Origin of the sequence: Methanobrevibacter sp. (genome assembly GCF_030539665.1) — an archaeon.
Lineage (GTDB): Archaea > Methanobacteriota > Methanobacteria > Methanobacteriales > Methanobacteriaceae > Methanocatella.
This window is the reverse complement of the sequence record NZ_JAUNXR010000007.1, coordinates 15,961-33,463: the sequence shown is the minus strand read 5'-3', so window position 1 is coordinate 33,463 and position 17,503 is coordinate 15,961. Positions and strand designations below refer to the sequence as shown.

The 17,503-nt window shown below is 35.7% G+C and carries 17 protein-coding genes; 12 read left to right on the top strand and 5 right to left on the bottom strand.

What is annotated here, in order from left to right:
* Positions 1-301: 301 nt before the first annotated feature.
* Complete coding sequence (locus Q4P18_RS08175; RefSeq protein ID WP_303337730.1) at positions 302-844, top strand: hypothetical protein; 543 nt, start codon at positions 302-304, stop codon at positions 842-844.
* Positions 845-1,062: 218 nt separating this feature from the next.
* On the opposite strand, the gene Q4P18_RS08170 is transcribed toward Q4P18_RS08175, so the two are convergent.
* Complete coding sequence (locus tag Q4P18_RS08170) at positions 1,063-3,474, bottom strand: succinylglutamate desuccinylase/aspartoacylase family protein (RefSeq protein WP_303337727.1); 2,412 nt, start codon at positions 3,472-3,474, stop codon at positions 1,063-1,065.
* A gap of 162 nt (positions 3,475-3,636) precedes the next feature.
* Between Q4P18_RS08170 and Q4P18_RS08535 the strand changes: the two genes are divergently transcribed.
* Positions 3,637-3,756, top strand: a complete 120-nt coding sequence (locus tag Q4P18_RS08535) for a DUF3800 domain-containing protein (RefSeq protein ID WP_368660199.1) — start codon at positions 3,637-3,639, stop codon at positions 3,754-3,756.
* Between the two features lie 516 nt (positions 3,757-4,272).
* On the opposite strand, the gene dusB is transcribed toward Q4P18_RS08535, so the two are convergent.
* On the bottom strand, positions 4,273-5,256 hold the full coding sequence (gene dusB, locus Q4P18_RS08165; protein WP_303337725.1) for a tRNA dihydrouridine synthase DusB: 984 nt from the start codon (positions 5,254-5,256) through the stop codon (positions 4,273-4,275).
* Between the two features lie 221 nt (positions 5,257-5,477).
* Here dusB and Q4P18_RS08160 point away from each other — a divergent pair, with 221 nt between their 5' ends.
* Positions 5,478-6,353, top strand: coding sequence for an Mrp/NBP35 family ATP-binding protein (locus Q4P18_RS08160; protein ID WP_303337723.1), 876 nt, complete (start codon positions 5,478-5,480; stop codon positions 6,351-6,353).
* Here Q4P18_RS08160 and Q4P18_RS08155 read toward each other — a convergent pair.
* Positions 6,350-6,712 carry a hypothetical protein gene (locus Q4P18_RS08155; protein ID WP_303337721.1) on the bottom strand — a complete coding sequence of 121 codons (363 nt, stop codon included), beginning with the start codon at positions 6,710-6,712 and terminating at the stop codon, positions 6,350-6,352. The two genes, Q4P18_RS08160 and Q4P18_RS08155, sit on opposite strands and share 4 nt — an antisense overlap.
* 161 nt (positions 6,713-6,873) lie before the next feature.
* Between Q4P18_RS08155 and rbr the strand changes: the two genes are divergently transcribed.
* Positions 6,874-7,422: a rubrerythrin gene (gene rbr / locus Q4P18_RS08150; RefSeq protein ID WP_303337719.1), complete on the top strand. Its 549-nt coding sequence runs from the start codon at positions 6,874-6,876 to the stop codon at positions 7,420-7,422.
* On the opposite strand, the gene msrA is transcribed toward rbr, so the two are convergent.
* Positions 7,409-8,308: a peptide-methionine (S)-S-oxide reductase MsrA gene (gene msrA / locus Q4P18_RS08145; RefSeq protein ID WP_303337717.1), complete on the bottom strand. Its 900-nt coding sequence runs from the start codon at positions 8,306-8,308 to the stop codon at positions 7,409-7,411. The two genes, rbr and msrA, sit on opposite strands and share 14 nt — an antisense overlap.
* A 323-nt stretch (positions 8,309-8,631) precedes the next feature.
* Between msrA and Q4P18_RS08140 the strand changes: the two genes are divergently transcribed.
* Together Q4P18_RS08140 and Q4P18_RS08135 are read left to right on the top strand one after the other, a co-directional pair.
* On the top strand, positions 8,632-8,811 hold the full coding sequence (locus tag Q4P18_RS08140; RefSeq protein ID WP_303337716.1) for a hypothetical protein: 180 nt from the start codon (positions 8,632-8,634) through the stop codon (positions 8,809-8,811).
* Between the two features lie 12 nt (positions 8,812-8,823).
* Entirely contained in the window at positions 8,824-9,078 is a 255-nt protein-coding gene (locus tag Q4P18_RS08135) for a hypothetical protein (protein ID WP_303337714.1), read from the top strand.
* 158 nt (positions 9,079-9,236) lie between these two features.
* Here Q4P18_RS08135 and Q4P18_RS08130 read toward each other — a convergent pair whose 3' ends face one another.
* Positions 9,237-10,991 (bottom strand): DUF2207 domain-containing protein, encoded by a 1,755-nt coding sequence (locus Q4P18_RS08130; protein ID WP_303337712.1) that lies wholly within the window; start codon positions 10,989-10,991, stop codon positions 9,237-9,239.
* A gap of 313 nt (positions 10,992-11,304) precedes the next feature.
* Here Q4P18_RS08130 and Q4P18_RS08125 point away from each other — a divergent pair, with 313 nt between their 5' ends.
* The 6 genes from Q4P18_RS08125 to Q4P18_RS08100 all read left to right on the top strand — a co-directional run bounded on the left by Q4P18_RS08125 (position 11,305) and on the right by Q4P18_RS08100 (position 17,482).
* Positions 11,305-11,865 carry a hypothetical protein gene (locus Q4P18_RS08125; protein ID WP_303337710.1) on the top strand — a complete coding sequence of 187 codons (561 nt, stop codon included), beginning with the start codon at positions 11,305-11,307 and terminating at the stop codon, positions 11,863-11,865.
* Positions 11,866-12,255, top strand: coding sequence for an HIRAN domain-containing protein (locus tag Q4P18_RS08120; RefSeq protein WP_303337709.1), 390 nt, complete (start codon positions 11,866-11,868; stop codon positions 12,253-12,255).
* A gap of 40 nt (positions 12,256-12,295) precedes the next feature.
* Positions 12,296-12,559 (top strand): hypothetical protein, encoded by a 264-nt coding sequence (locus Q4P18_RS08115; protein WP_303337706.1) that lies wholly within the window; start codon positions 12,296-12,298, stop codon positions 12,557-12,559.
* A 454-nt stretch (positions 12,560-13,013) separates the two neighbouring features.
* On the top strand, positions 13,014-13,472 hold the full coding sequence (locus Q4P18_RS08110) for a hypothetical protein (protein WP_303337704.1): 459 nt from the start codon (positions 13,014-13,016) through the stop codon (positions 13,470-13,472).
* Entirely contained in the window at positions 13,469-13,822 is a 354-nt protein-coding gene (locus Q4P18_RS08105) for a hypothetical protein (RefSeq protein ID WP_303337702.1), read from the top strand. Before Q4P18_RS08110 ends, Q4P18_RS08105 begins: the two co-directional genes overlap by 4 nt.
* A 393-nt stretch (positions 13,823-14,215) precedes the next feature.
* Positions 14,216-17,482, top strand: a complete 3,267-nt coding sequence (locus tag Q4P18_RS08100) for an ATP-dependent DNA helicase (protein ID WP_303337700.1) — start codon at positions 14,216-14,218, stop codon at positions 17,480-17,482.
* The last annotated feature ends 21 nt before the right edge of the window (positions 17,483-17,503 follow it).

Here is a 17,503-nt window from a genome sequence, read left to right as displayed (position 1 = left end):
TGGGAATTTCATTTCGCTGCGAGCTCATATTCTCTTTAATTACTTTACTTGTTTTATTGATTTTTCGTTTATTACTTGCTATTTTTTTATCAAAATTCTATTTTTGTAGAAATTGCTATTTTTTAATAGTATCATCCATATGTATTACTATTTTTTTACTATTTTTGACAGTTTTATTTTTTCATTATTTTTTCTAGTTCGTGATACATAGGTTTAACGAAATGTTTATTGGTATTGAATTCATTTTTGGAATAATTATAATAATGATTATGAATTAAAATATTATTAATTAGGTGTTATGATGTATTTTAAAAATTCAAAATTAATGTTTGGCATAGTATTGATGGTACTTGCTGTGGTAGTGTTTGCAGGAGCAAGTTTTGCTTACTCTGACAACAATCAAAATGTAGTAACATTCAAAGTTTCAGATTATTCTCAAATTGTGAATGATATTCAAAGTACTGGATCTGACAATGGTATTCAATATAATGGTGTTTCTTTAAGTAGGGCTCAGATTTTGTATATTCTTACTAAATCAGTTTCAGTTATCGGTACTACTGGAAGTGATCAGGGTACTTTCGTTGTTGGCATTTACAATGATGCTCCTCATCCAAGTGGTGATGATTTTGCTCAACCGATTTCAGAAAAGCAATATGTTGATATGAGCAACCGTTTCTCTATCTGGATTGAACAGCATGGTCAGGTTCCTAATTTTGTTGGTATAAATCAGCCAGGTGTTCCTGACATTTCTCCTACAATGATGGAAAACTTATGCATTAAAATTTTAACCAATTATGAAAAGACTGGAGAGTTGCCTGGCAGCGTTTCCACCTTATATTCATAATTTCTTTTTTTTATTATTTCTTTTAGAAGTATTGACTTCAAAAACCACAAAAAACTTATTAATTTTAAAAAACAATATTTATTTGCCTTTATTTTTTAATTAAGGCTATTTTCTCTAAATAAATTGAAATCACTTTTTGTCTATTGTATTAAATATTTTTTTAATACTTTAGACAATTCAATATATCAAATAAAAAAAAGAGTAAGGGATTATTTCCCTTATGCAATCATGCCTGTATATTTTAAATAGGCATTCATCTGTTTTAATGACTTTACATCACTATTTTTATCTAAAGATCCTGGAACAGATACGACTTCACATGTAATTGAAGGTATTCCTGCCATGTTTGCATGGTCCTGAATAGCTCCATAATACGGATCTCCAGCTTCCTTATAGATGATTGTGCCTACGCCGGACATATTGGCAATAGATTTTACCATATCAGTTGTGTCTGTCGGTGAAGCGCATCCCATGATGACATCCTTACCTGGAATTCCTGGAGATTGTGTTGAATGAAAATCAGCATAGTAAGTACAGTTCAACTGTATCATAACAGTCAGCACACGATTGGATACTTTATTGGTGATGTGGGCAACCCTGTTCAAATCATCTCCATTGAAACGTCTTATATTAAGTTCTGTTATCTTTGGACAGAGGAATGGTATAATGTATACAGTTCCGGTCACTGGAGTGGTCTCTAATGATGTAATCAACTTTAGAATCGCTACCTGTGAAGGCAATTCGTTTCCATGGGTTCCTGCAGTTATGAAAATAGGATCTCCCTCTCCTCCTTTTATGGTTAAGAATGGTGTTCCTATTTTTGCAGCCTCAATAATCTGATTTATTAACGGTGTTCTCTTGATATTGTTCATGAGCACTTTGTTTTTGGTAACGTCTCCTTTGGAGCCCCACTTGAATGCCTTGAGGGTTATAAAGTTTTTGACTGTGTATGTGTTTTTGTTTGTAATGCCGTCAGCACTATACTCGATTACATAGTTTCCTGCTGTAAGGTTCAGTCCGATTGTGGCAATTCCATCATCGTCGGTCTGGTTTATGATTTCGATTCCGCTTACATTGAATGTTACGTTCTGATTTGCAAAGGGCTTTCCTGTACTGTCCACAAGCTTTACCTGGAATTCCTTAGGGGTTCCATATGTTGTTTCAACGTTTCCTTCAACTGGACTGAGTCTTGAAAGGACAATGATTCTGTTTGCAATGGAACATTTGTTGTAGACGGTGGTTATCTGCCAGTTTCCTGGGTTAAGTCCTATCTGAATGCTTGCTGTTCCGTTTTTATCGGTATATCTTGTGTATGTGGATTTTCCAATGATGAAATCTACTTTTTCACCTTCCCCTACAGGATTTCCGTTGCTGTCGAGAGCTGTTGCCATGAATGATTGGTTGCACTTGTGATACATTGTCCTGTCATCGGTCAGTACTGTTGGACGTATTTCAAGATTGTTTGTGAGTGTTTTTTCACCGCATTTGGTGGTTATTGTATAATTTCCAAGCTTGAAATTAATCGGAATTGTTGCTAAACCATTTTTATCTGTAGTTTTTGAATATGTCACTCCATTTGCAACTATGGTTACCTTAATTCCTGCTGATGGGGTTCCGTCTGCACCTCCAACGAAAACATCGAAGGTTGACGGTTCATTGTTGTAATACTTCACAATGTCCTGTGTTGAAACGTATGGCAATACCTTGATTGTGTTTGACACGCTTAAATCCGCGTAATTGGTGGTTATCTGCCAGGTTCCTGTTTTCAATCCGATTGGAAGGGTAGCTGTTCCGTTTTCATCGGTATATCTTGTATATGTGGTTTTTCCAATGGTGAATTTTACTGCCTTTCCTTCTCCCACAGTCTTGTTGGATGTAGAATGGATTGTGGCTTCAAAACCCCTTGAGTCCCTGAAGTCCTTTACAAGGTTGGCTGTCACAATAGGGTTCTTGATTATTATGTTGTTTGTCACGCTGTACTTGCCGTATTTAACGGTTATCTTCCAGTTTCCAATATGCAATCCTATAGGAAGGCTTGCAACGCCATTTGAGGTGTATCTGGTGTAAGTCTTTTCCTTTATAACGAAATCAACTCGGGCTGCTGTGGATATTGGCTTGCCGTCGTTTCCAAGAATTGTGGCTGAAAATGGCTCGTTGCCCTTGTAATATGTTACAAGATCATTGGTTACGATTGGAGGCAGCACGTTGACCTTGTTTGTTTTCACGTAGCTTCCGTATTTTGCGGTGATTTCATATGTTCCTGGAATCAGGTTAATCGGAAGGGTTGCAATGCCCTTTTCATCTGTTGGCAATGAGTATGTGACCTTCTTGATTGTGAAATCGACCAACGCTCCTTCACCTACAGGATATCCGTCTTCACCTATAACCTTTACCTCGAACTGTGATTCGTTTCTGAAATGCTTTGTCAGGTCATTTGTGTAGATTCCAGGAGTTTCAGTTGGAATTCTAACATCGTTTTTATTTTCGTTCAAATCGTTATCGCCAATAACAGGGGCTTCCAAACTCCCTGTATCATTATAATCCAAATCGATTGCTTCCGCACTTGCAGACGAAATGCAAAGGACTGAAACTATAATCAAAAGTAGAATAAATAATGGTTTTAGCTTCATATGTAAAATTTTGTAATATATAGATAATATATTTAATGTATTATGTTGCAATATTGCTTTAAAACTGGTAAATTTGGATTAGTATTTGTAATTGCATGTCATTGACTACAACTCTGGATTAAAATAATCACAAAATCAAAAAGACAAATAACATTTATATTTATGAATAATACATTTATGTATATGAAGTATTACTATATAGATGAAAGTGGAGATTTAGGAAAATCTTCAAAATATTTTGTTATTGGAGGTATCTCAACAAACGATACTAAAATATCTTAAAAATAATTAACAAATCACATCGTCGTTTCAAAAAAGATTACAAACATATTAATGAGATTAAAGGGTATAAAACTCCTGACAGTATAAAAAAATATATTATTAAACAGATAAACAATCCCAACTATACTACATTTGCATTAGTATTTAATAAAGAAAACCTATATAAAATACAATATACTAATAAAAATCATTTATATAATGTATTGGTTCCTATTTGGCTCAAATTATTCCTATCAATGAAAAATCAGAAATTTATGTTGATAAATCTAAAACAAAAGAAAAAGACATAGTTGAATTAATACTATGTTTAAAACATGTTTATAATTAATTCTTCATATTCTATGATATTTATAGATTTGTAATTTAAAAATTATTAAATGGTGTGATAATAAAAATTGCATAATAAGATTAATAGAACCTCCATAAGAATTTCTTTAGAATAGCTTTATCCTTCCTGTCTTTTTTTTTTAAATTTGGAGGAATCTATTTTTTATAAATTAATTCATTTAACCATTCTTAATCGTGGTTTAAATCAGTATAGTAGTCATCTAATAATTTAAAGAGTTCATCCTTGGTATTTATTTTAAAGAGCTTTTCTAGGATATCATGGTTTTTCGGAAAGTATTTAAGATAATTGGAAACCGGATTTCTCATTCTGCGCATTGCTATATCTTCATCATTATCATTTAGGAACAATTCCACATGTCTTTTGATTACACTAATTTTCTCTTCAATGCTTATTTTTTCAGGTTCAATGCCTTCATCAAGATAGTTAATGCACTCTTTAATCAGCCATGGATTTCCAAGGACACCCCTTCCAATCATTACAGCATCGCATTTTGTTTCATCTATCATTCTTTTAGCATCATAACATGATTTAACATCGCCATTGCCTATAACAGGTATGGACAATTCCTCTTTGACATCCTTGATTATGGACCAATCGGCTTTTCCAGAGTATCCTTGATCTCTGGTACGTGGATGAACAGCAATAGCTGATGCACCGGCGTTTTCCACAATCCTGCCAATTTCTACAGCATTGATGCTATTTTCATCCCATCCGCTTCTAATTTTCACCGTTACTGGAATGTCAACCGTATCAACAACGGCTTTCACTATGTCATGGACTTTTTTTGGATTTTTAAGTAGTGCACTGCCTGATTTGGACCTTATAGCCACTTTCTTAACCGGACATCCCATATTAATGTCAATAATGTCAGGTTTCACATGGTCATATACATATTCTGCGCCTATCCTAAATGAATTTGGGTCAGATCCAAAAAGCTGTATTGAAATCGGTCTTTCATAGTCTGTCATGTACAATAGCTCATCGGTTCTTCCGCCTCCATATTTTATCGCCTCTGTGGAGATCATTTGGGTTCCAATCAACCCGCAGCCCATGGATTTAATGATGTGTCTAAATGATGGAGTACATAGTCCGGACATTGGTGCTAAAATCACCTGATTGTCAATTTCCACATCCCCTATTTTCCATTTCATTAGAAAAACCCTCATCAATATTTATGGCTATTTTTTAGCTTATTACATATATGTTTTTTATATAAAATAAAATGTGCAGTGCCGGTTTTGGAAAAATTTATATTTTTCAGCGGTTAAATATTTACTTGTCCTGTTGGGGATGGGAGATAAGTAATTGGTAAAATGATAAATATTTATATAATATAAACTTAATATTCTATTTGTTATTAAAATAAGGAGAGATGATATTAATGGCGCATGGTCATGGTCATGGGGGTCAAATGACTCCGGAACAACAAAAACAAATGATTGAACAAGAGCTTAAAATTTCAAAACATCTTAGCAATATCAAATATAAAATTGCAGTAATGAGTGGTAAGGGAGGAGTAGGTAAATCTACCGTAGCTGCTAATCTTGCAGAAGCTTTTAACAAAAAGGGTTATAAAACAGGTATTTTGGATGCGGATATTCACGGACCAAATATTCCTAAAATGCTTGGTGTTGAGGGTTATTACGTAAGCATTGACGATGAGGGGCTAATGGTTCCTGTCAAATCCGAATCAGGTGTGGACGTAATGTCTATGGCATTTCTATTGGAAGACAAATCCCAGCCTATCATATGGAGAGGACCTCAGAAAACCGGTACCATTAAGCAGCTAATAGCTGATGTAAATTGGGGAAATCTTGATGTTCTCATTATTGACAACCCTCCTGGAACCGGGGATGAGCCTTTAACCGTTTTACAAACAATTCCTGGCATTGATGCTGTTGTTATGGTAACAACCCCTAACGACGTGTCTCAGGATGATGTTGTAAAGTGTGTGAATATGGTCAAGATGCTTAACATTAAAAACATCGGCTTGGTTGAGAATATGGCTTACTTCACCTGTCCTCACTGTGATGAGCCTGTTAAAATGTTTGGTGAAAATCAGGGAGCTGAATTTGCAGAGGAAATGGGCATTGAATTTTTAGGTGATGTTCCTTTAACTCCTAGAGTGGCTGATTCTGCAAATCTCGGTAAGGCTATCGTTAATCTTAACGCTAATTCTGAAATCGGCGAAAAGTTCATGTTTATTGCAAGTGAAATCGAAAAGGATTTCCTTGATGAAAAAGATTAATAGTTTAGGCTTATTATATAGCTAACTGTTGCAATATTTATTAATAGTCCTAAGAAATTAGGATTATCCCTTATTTTTTTAAAGTAGTCGATTTCAACTATTTTCGGAACCTTGTTTTCAGACATTTCATTTAATCTAAAGTATTCCAGTCCTTTTTCCAGTTCTTGCTTGTCTGTAAAGATCGGTATTATGAATTCTCCATCGTTTCCGTAGGGTATCTTTACATGTTCATCATTTTCGGTTACTGTTATCAGTGGTGAGGTTTCTATAAGTTCAATTATGGTTTTGTTTACCTTTTCTATTGCTTCCTGGTTGTTGTTTTCCCCATGGAGGTATGCCATCTGAATCTGACTTTTCATGTTCGGATTTTTTATGTCTTCTATTTCCATGTATTGAATTTTGTTTCGGATTCTATAAAAATCTTGTTTAGGCTTTGTTGGGATTTTGATTTAATCGTAAAAACGGTTATATACATGTTCCGATAAAATAATCTTTTAATAAATTTGCAGAGGTTAAATTTATGGTTGATGAGAAATTAAAAGGTACAAAAACAGAAAAAAACCTAAAGGCAGCAATCGCCGGTGAATCTGGTGCACGTGTTAAGTATGAATTATATGCTGATAAGGCAGAAGCTGATGGTTACAATCAGATAGCTGAGATTTTCAGGGAAGCTTCTTTCAATGAAAGACAGCATGCATTGATCTGGACTCAATTCCTCAATGGTGGTGAGCTTCCAAGCACTGTTGATAATCTTGAAGATTCAATTGCCTGTGAAAACCATGAATGGACCCATATGTATAAGGGTTTTGCAGAAGATGCCGCTGAAGAGGGCTTTGATATTTTGGCTGCAAAATTCAGGATGATGGCTAACATTGAAGCGATGCATGAAGAGCGTTATATTAAACTTTTAGAAAACATTAAAGAAGATCAGGTCTTTTCCAAAAATGAAGAGGAAGAATGGATCTGTGAAAACTGTGGATTCACATTTAAAGGAAAAGAAGCTCCTCAAATGTGTCCTGTTTGCGGTTATTCCCAAGCATTCTTTGAGATTAGGGCTAAAAATTACTAGCTAATATTTTTTTATATTTTCCATATCCTTCTTTTTCAAGCTGGTCATATGGAATGAATTTCAGTGCTGCCGAATTTATGCAGTATCTGGTGGATCCTCCAGGGCCGTCGTTAAATACATGGCCCAAATGGGAATCTGCCTTTCTGCTTCGAACTTCTGTTCTTATCATTCCGGCACTGGTGTCTATTTTTTCATTTAGCTTTTCGACTGGTTTGCTGAATGCAGGCCATCCGCAATTTGATTGAAACTTGTCTGTTGAAAGGAATAGCGGTTCTCCACTTACTATGTCCACATACAATCCTGGATTGTCAAAGTCATTGTATTTTCCAGTGTTTGGAAGTTCGGTTCCATTGTTTTGGGTTACTTCGTATTGTATTGGGGTCAAATGACTTTTTGAATATTGGTTCGCTTCATTTAGGTTTATGTGGCAGTAGCCATTTGGATTTTTTTCCAGATAGTTTTGATGATATTCCTCTGCCCTGCAGAAGTTTTTTATTGGCTTCACTTCTATCTGGATTTTCCTGTCTGTCTTCTGCTGTTTCTTGTTTAGAAAATTTTTAGCAATCTTCATTTGTGTATCGTTGGATGTATATATTCCTGTTCTATATTGGGTTCCAATATCATTTCCTTGCTTATTCAATGAGTAAGGGTCAATAATTTGATAGTATTTGTTCAAAAGTTCGATTAAAAGAATCTTATCTTCATCATAATCAACTTTCACAGCTTCACTGTGTCCTGTGTTTCTGTAGCATACCTCTTCATATGTAGGATTTTCAGTTTCTCCATTTGCATAGCCCACTTCTGTTTTTACAACTCCAGGAATTCTTTGGAAATATCCTTCGACACCCCAAAAGCATCCTCCTGCAAAATATATTGTTTCAATCATTTTTCATCACCTTTTTTGAATTAGCTTTCATTGTTTAAATAGCTTGTTCATAATTTTTATAAGAAAGGAACGGATATTTGATGGCTTAAATGTGATCTTGATTTATTTTTGTTTATTGAATATATTATTATAGTATCAAAATTTATTTTAAATTTAAGTCAATTCTAAATAGTTATTTAAGATAATAAAATTCATATGAAAATTAAAAATTGTATTCAAATAAAGACGTGTAATCTAATATTTGATTCATGGGTTGGGAAGTACTAGAAATTTTTATATAATACTCAAATTATAAATATATATTAATAAGGAGGATTTTTCCAATGTTTTATAGTACTATTATGAAAATCGATTCAATTGATAGGTTAAGAGATATTAGGGACGCTTTGCTTGTGGAACAGGGTATCAATCCAACTCGTCAAGGTGAACAAGCTATTAAAGTGGTAGTTGACAGGATTGATGAAATTCAAGCTACCTTAGATAAGTCTGCTGCTCGTCAATAGGTTGAATTTAAAATGTTGAAAGTAATGAGTCATAGGAGGAGGCTTTTAAGGAAAAATATGTATAAGGCTCCTCATACCAGACATGAAAAGAACATAATGTCTGGTTCACATATTAAAAAACATAACAAGCCTAAGGAAAGGCCAAACTTTAAATTCAAGAAAAAACCTGTTAGAAGAGTTAATAAGGGTTATAAGATGTCCTACAGATACAAGTATTATAACAATGATGTTGTTGAAGAGGACGAAAATGTTGAAGAGTCACAATAGGCTCTTGTTCTTTTTTTTATTGTTCAGTTTTTTATCTGATTTGTTGTTATATTGTTCATAGCTATTTTTCAAATCGCTGTATTTTTAATTTTGGTGTTTAATGATTTACTTGTTTTATTATTTCACTGTTCATCTATAAAAAAATGAAATGGGAAGTGCTAGAATGCACCTCCACCTCCACCACCGGAACCGCCGCCGACACCGCCGTGGCCTCCGCTTACTGTACTGTTACTTGTCTGAACAACACTTGTGAACAGTGCAGGTCCGTCGAATGAACTGTATCTGTATAGATTTCCATAGTCATGTTCAGTAACAGTAGCTACTGATTTCATGGCCTTGTTCACTGCCTTTGCATTTCCAAGGGCTGTTGCATATATCAGATAATCGTTCCATATTTCAACAGACTCTGGAGGGTGTTCCTTCATTAATGAAAAGTCCTTCAAGAATTTTTTAAACGCTTTCCATTGCTTGTATTCAGTCATTCCTTCCTCTGTCCATCTTCCAGGAATCCTGTTAGGCACTGCAAAAAGTACACATCCCAAAATGAAGAACAGGATTCCTCCTAAAAACAGGTTCATTGGTGGATCTGATTGTATGATTGCATATATCATTCCAATGAATCCCAATAGTGCCAATATTCCGCAGTAAATCCTGAAGAGGACGCTTCCCCCATTGTCAAAGTAGTCATTAATGACAGGCATTATTTCATTCTCATAAAAGTCTCCCTTAAATGCCTTCAAGCTTTTATTGAATTTTTCAGCGTTTTCCTTATATAGGAATGTCTTCTTCATTTCCTTGAAATCAACGATATTGTCTCTTGCATATGGCATCAGGAGGTCTCTAATTATTGCCTGTTCGTACTTGTCAAGATTATCGTATTTTTCAGGCAAGCGCAATCTCATGTTTTTCTTTTCAGCATCCACAATTTCAATCACATTGTCATTTATCAGCTTCATTATTGTGGCCTGGATTCCATTGTCGCTGACCTGTCCTGTATCGGTTTTTGTAGAGAACATTGCATCTACAAATAACGGTGATTTTGATGCATCGGGCAATTCGCGTTCATATGGAGCATCATAGCTGACCTTAGGCTCCCTGCCGTATTTCAGATAGATTATCACTGGACAAATCAGGCTAATGGCCAGAATTAGGGGGTAGATGTTGATAACAGTGTTTTTAAAGTTCATCTTGTTAACATAGTCATTCTGGTCATTGATAATCTTTTCCTTTCCGTCCTCATTAACCTTTTTGACATAGACAGGATCTTTAAATTCATTCAACGGTATGATTCCTCTGAATTCCAGATAGCTGTCGGAATCCACGTATGGTGAATATATTGTCAGTGTGCTTCCGTTCCAGCTCTGGTTTGTCTCAGCATCCAACGGATTTATCCAGTACTGGATTTTTTCGTCTGTTGGGAATGTTATGTGGGCTGTCAGTGCAAACGCTGACTTTTCCCATGCTCCTCCCCAAGGCTGGTAGTTCAGCTCTGCAATGTCATTGTACTTTGTTATGGTGTTCTTGAAATCGTATGTATAGTTTACAATGACGTCAGTGTCCCTTATTGGCTTGGTCATTTTGGAATCTGAGTACAGATAGACTGTTATCTTATACACATTGTCTTCCTGCTCTGTAGTTACCTTTGAATATGCTCCTTTGGTTTTCACTTTCAAGTTTTCGATTTTTTCCCCTTCCTTTAAGGGAATGTCTCTGTAAACTCCATGGTATTCTCCCTTAAATGTATAGTTGTAGGATTCTGTTATTTTCAAAAGCCCATTGTCCATTACGTCTATAAACAGGTCTATGGGTCCAATATAGTAGTTCCTGTCTTCATCCTCTTCAGCAAATGCAGATGAACATGCTGAGATTAGAAACAGGGAAATTATCATTAATGCTGCAATCTTCTTGTTCATAAAACACCTAGTTATTAGTTAGTTATCTAATAATATGTTTGTTTGTTAAAAAATAGTTTCTCATAATTGTTTACACACATTTTATATACCTTGAACGTGAATATTATATTAGGTGATGACAATTAATGTTCCGGTTAAGACAGACAATTCCCAGTTTAAGGACCAGCTGTCAACGCTTCTTTTTGAATATGAGGAATTGGTAAATCACATAGGTCCAAGGATAGAACAGAAATACATTTCCCTTTTCGGCTTTCTTGAAATAGAGGTCTACAGGCTTGAAATAGAGCTAAACAAGATAAGAAAGAAGGTTCAGATGATACAATCCAAGATGAACCATGGGGAAGACGTAAACATGAATGAAATCAACTTCCAGCTTGAAATCCTCTTTGAACAATATGAGGAGAGCCTCAAGGCTCAGCAGAAGGAGTTTGAAAACTCATTCAAAGGGGAAACAGTATTCCTTACAGCGGAAGAGACAAGGGAGCTGAAGTCAAACTTCAGAAGGATAATCATGGCCCTACATCCAGATTTGAATGACGACGTTTCAGACCATGAAAAGACACTGTTCAATCAGGCAACCATCGCATTCAAAAGTGGAGACATCGAAACCATAAGGATGATATACTCCATAATAGACGACGACGAAATGCAGGATGAGCTTGACGAAAGCTATTATCAGGAAAGGATAGACAAAATCAAGGAAAAGATAGAAAAATACAAGGAAGAATATCCCTACAACAAGATAGATCTCCTTGAGGACGAGTCAGCTATTGAAGAATACACAAACTCCCTGAAGGACCTCATAAGCAGATACAAGGAAGAAATCGAATATTACGAAACCCGTGTGGAAGAGATGGAACTGGAGAGTGAATAGATGTCCCTACAGAAGGTAGACTCAGAAATGGCCACAACCATCAAGCTGATTCACAACAGCGGAAAGATAGCATCCCTTCTTGAGGACATATTCCTGATAAGGGTTTATGTTGCAGGCAGCTATTACTACATATTCGAGGATTCGATAGTGGACGAGCTGGAAGAGGGAAATGACGTGCGCCTCATGAGGGAAGCCAACAACGAGCACGACAAAAAAGCTATTATGATGCTTCATAAGGGCAAAAAAATAGGCTACGTTCCAAGAAAGCACAACACAATACTGTCAAATCTCATGGACAGTGGAAAGATGCTCTACGGCAGGATAAACACAATCGGGCATGGTGACTATGACAGCGTTGACATCATGGTGGACATCTTTCTCAAGGAATAATGTCTTTTTTGAAGGTTTGTTTTAAAAATGGGGTGATATAATGGAAGTAAAGGAAATATTATTGCAAAAGGAAATTAATGAGGATTTGGGATCAAGAAACAAGATTGAAGATTTATTTAACGCCCTTGAAAAAGGAAATGCAGAAAAGGTTGTCATGAATTTTGAAGACATTAAATTCATGAGCAGAACTGCTGCTCAAGAATACCTTAATCAAAGGAATAAGGTAGGATTCGATGTAGAGGAGCGCAACGTTCCGGAGGATATCAAGACATTGATGGATTTCATAATAGAATCCAGCTATTGAATACCTATGGCAAAATCATTCATAAATTAGATGGGGGTTTTTTATCTGGACTTGAATCCGGATTCTGAATTGTACTACATAAGGTTCGGCCTCAAATGAATTGGATTTAACTTATTTTCCCTAATGTTGTGAATAATATAATTGTTTTTCTCTGCTACGGTACTGGAATATTAATATTTTATGGTGGCATTTGGTTGTTATAGCGATTTTTTGGGAATTGTTTGGATATGGAAATATTTACTTGTTTGTAAAGTATTGTTTTTGTTTGAGAGTGGCAGAAATGTTTTTATATGTTTTTTAACAAATGCATGTTTATGCACTTGCAGAATCATTTAATATGAAGTTGCATATAGTATTCTCTACCTGTAGTGCTGCAGTTTTATTCAATGAAATGGTGAATGTGAGTGTTTATAAGTAATCATAAAAATGAGGCCTTTCCAAGGAGAGTTCTATTATGAAATCTTATTTTGATTTTAATCAGTTCTTCTTTTTAGGAGAGGTTATGTTGGATGCTGGAGATTTGAGAGTTGATGAAATAAGTTTTCAGTGCATTTATAGAACTGTCATTAACAGGATTTATTATGCCTGCTTCAATCATGCCAAGGAGTGGCTAGATGTAAAATATGGTATTAAAACAAGGGTCTTTGACATTGATTCAAGAAGGATGATTAACAAGAAAAATAAGAGCGAGCATAGAATAGTTTATGAAGGATTATGGGACGTTGCAAAGATGGTTCCACCAAATCGCAGTTTATTGTTTCGCGAGTTATCATCCATTTTAAAGAATATGTTTGTAATGAGAAAGGATGCAGACTACAATTTATGTGGAAACATAACATTAAATGACGTTAATGAAGTTATTTCAAAGGGAATGAAGATATTTGAAAATTTAAAATTCAGGGAGGAAATATGATGGAGAAAATTAGGAAACTGGAGAATCCGTTGGAGGATTACACAAAATTCAATCAGTTCAATGTTGAAAGTCTACTTGATGAGTGGAAAATTTACATAAAAGAAGGAGTTGCTCAACTTAAAAACTTTTTAGAAGGAATCATTCACGAATTCGGAGGTCTGCATGTGGAATATGAGCCTTTCTGGGATGGTGCATATCTTCCATGGTTTGTTATAAAAATTCCTGATTTTGATTATAGGGTTAGACAAGATCTTTGGTATGAGGTTTATCATAAAATGGAGGGTTTTGCAAAAGAGAATAACATTCTGCCTTCATTTTATATGGCAAATTTCTGCTTAAGGCATTTTTAAATCTATCAATTTTCATCATATTTTTTTGGGAAATCAATAATAATTCAATTTTGAGTTTCATAAAACATTTTTCCCCATATTTTTCTTTTTTTTACAATCTGGAGAAAGTTTTATAGTTCTTGATGTGGTCCTAATCACTTAGTTAGCATTTTCAAGGGTTCTAGCATATTTTTAGGAGAGTATCAAGATTTTTTTTGTTTTCGCATCAATAATGTTTTCATTTACCTTAAATGATTTTTTTACTCTATTTTGTCATGTTTCAGTTATTTTATATTTTTTCTTCCAGCTAACCTGATGGTCTTAATTAGTTATAAAAATTTGCTAAGGAACTATAAACTATTTTTTCCTATTATATGGCAACATAAATATTATAGTTTAGACATAACTTTTACCATGCCAATAACTTCAAATGAAACTCAGGAAAGGAAATTCAGCTTAAATGAAAATCAGCAGAAGGCCGTAACCTATGACGGCAAGGATCCTCTAATAATCGAGGCAGGCCCAGGCTCAGGAAAGACTCGTGTGCTTACGGAAAGGGTCAAGTTCCTGCTCAATGAAAAGAAAGTAGCTCCAGAATCATTGCTTGTAATCACATTTACAAGAAAAGCTACCGAAGAGCTTAAAAGCCGTCTTGCTGAAGACATTGATGTTGAAACCATCAACAAGATGCAGATTTCAACTATCCATGGTTTCTGTCATGATCTGCTTAAGAAATATGACAATTTTGCATATGAAATCCTGGACGATGACTATGCACAGAAAAAGACTCTTTTTATACAGAAGCATAAGCCTTATTTAGGTTTTAAAAACGAATCCTACATTTCCAACAGTTCCATTAGTGATGTTATTGATAAGTTTGGCGAATATTCAACTTTCAAGGTTGACAGCGATAAGCTGGTGAATTATATCTCCTCAAACAGGCCAGTATCCAGGGAATATATAGATTTCGTTAGAAAGAATTCATTTGAAGGTTTTCCCTACAAGGAAGTTGTAAACAATGAGGAGTTCAAGGATTCATGGCACAATTCAAGATATCTCCAGATAGCTAAAGCCTATCAGAAATACCTTAATCTGCTGGATAAGAACTATCTTGTTGATTACGATACCCTGCAGATCAAGACTTTGGAGTTTTTGGAAAAGCATCCAGATACAGACTACAAGAACATTCTGATTGACGAGTTTCAGGATACCAATCCTGTACAGTATTATATTTTTGAGATTCTTCTGCAGTCTGCAGACAGCTTCACCGTTGTGGGAGATGTTGACCAGAGCATTTATGGATTTAGGGGAGCGCTCTTTGATTATTTTGAAGAGTTGGTTAACAACTACAACGGTCATGTAATATCTCTTGACGTTAATTACCGCTCTACTGCAAATGTCGTCAACCTTACTGAGGAGTTCATTAAGGACAGGCGTGGGGAAGGTTCCCAAAAGAACATGACCTACAACCGTGAATTTGACAGCAACAATTACTACACAGTAAGCGAGGATAACGTTGAAGAGGCATACAATATAGTGGAATTCATCAAAAACCTTAAGGAGAACAACAAGATAGAGAATTATTCCGACATAGCTATCCTATTTAGATCCCTTAAGGGCCAAACCCCTAAAAATCTGACAGAACTGTTTGAGGATGAGGAAATTCCATATGAAATCAAGAATTTCTCAAACCTTTTTGAAAGTGACGACGTAAGGTCTTTCATCACCCTGCTTCATTATGTTCTTCCGGAGCCATTCAAGCCATATCATCTGACCAAATGGGAGAAGGACTGGCTTAACCTAAGGGCATTTACAGGAGAGACATTCGAACCCACATTATGGGAATTGTCCGATGAAACAGTCGGGATGCTTAAAACCATTCAGGACGAATATGAGGAGAAAGCCCTTGAAACAATAAAGGAAATCTATAAGAGGGAAGTCGGCAAAAAAACAACAATCAAAAAATTCTCAGCAATATTCAATGACAAAAGCGCTTTCGGGAAAAACAGAACCGATGAAATGCTGGAGGAGCTTTTCGAAAAGGTTCCAGCTCCAAAAATCGATTTGACAATGATTGAAAATGATGAAGACAGGGAATTCTTCCGTAAGCTTGAAGACCTTAAAGCCATTGTATCCAGAAACGTTGGAATGATTATATCAAATAATCTTGAGAGAATGAAACAAAAGTTCAAAAAGGAAGGGGATGTGGAATATTGCAATTCCAAGCTTGATTATGTAGGTGAGTTGGCCCTTAAGAACAATGAACTGGTGGATTTGGGTTTGGTGGACAAGCTGGATTATCTTAGAAGTCAAATAGGTGCGGATAACTTTTTAGAAGACATTGATGGGCTCATAAAATTTGTGGATAAAAACAGTGAGGACAAGACCGTTCTTGACATATTCTACGATATTATGGAGCTTACAGGATTGTTCAAAGTCAACAATTCAAAATCCCTAAATGATTTCTCAGTAATCAGCGAGTCAATCTATAACTTTGAAAACGTCATGGACAATACGGATATTGTTGGTTACTTCAGATTCCTCCAGTCAAATGTCGATAAATGGGATTCCAATCCTGCAAGCGCTGATGACGGAGTTCAGATAATGACAATCCACAAATCCAAGGGTCTGGAGTTTCCGATTGTCATAATCCCGTCAATCAAGTTGGATAAGTTTCCAAAGAAATTCGAGGACCCTTCCCAGAAGGATTATATTTTCCCTGGATACACATACTACACTCCAAATGACTGTTTGGAGTATAAGGCAAATCTGGAAAAGCCCGATGAGTATTATCATGACCTGGAGGAGCTTAGGATTCTATATGTGGCCATTACACGTGCCCAGGATGTGGCCTACTTCTCATTTTTGAGTGATGTTCATCCATTGTTTGAGGACCTGACAGCCAATGGCCATATTATTCCCTTGGATTATGATGCCGTTAGGAAATGCGAGTCAGTCTATGCTAAAAGCGACTTGGAGGTTCTGAATGCAAGTTACACAAGTCTAAAGACCTACGAGGACTGTCCGTTCAAATACCATCTTCTCTATGACTGGAAGTTCAAGGTCTCTGAAAACGACAGGATACGTCTTGGAAGCGCCATTCACAATGCCTTCAACAAGATAAACCTTAAAAAAATCGAAAAGCCCGATGTTGGAAAGGAGGAAATAGATTCCATAATCGAGGAAATCTTCAACAGCACATCAAACATTCAAAAGGACAATGAATCCTTTGAAAAGTTCAGGGACAGCATTTATGGCTTCTATGATAATATTGGTGACGTGAAGCTTCTTGAGTCAGAATACGGTTTCAGCATAATTGAAAAGGGCCACAACATCATTGGAAGCATTGACTTGATCTATGAAAAGGATGGTGAAATAACCATTATTGACTATAAGAACACAATGCTTGAAAATCCGGAAAAAATAGAGTACTATAAGGACCAGCTAAAACTTTATCTCTATGCATTGAATCTTGATTCCAAGTATGAAAACGTCAGAAGGGCAGGAGTCTACTTTGTGGAATCTGGGGACTTGGTTGTTGTGGACATTTCAGATGATGAAATAGCCGAGTACATAAGCAAAACCAAGGAAAACGTTTCAAAAATAAAAAGCGAGGAGTTCGACAGGAACGTTACATATAAGTGCAACGACTGTGATTTCAAGTTTATTTGCAATAGCTAGTTTTTCAGGCTAGCTATTTAA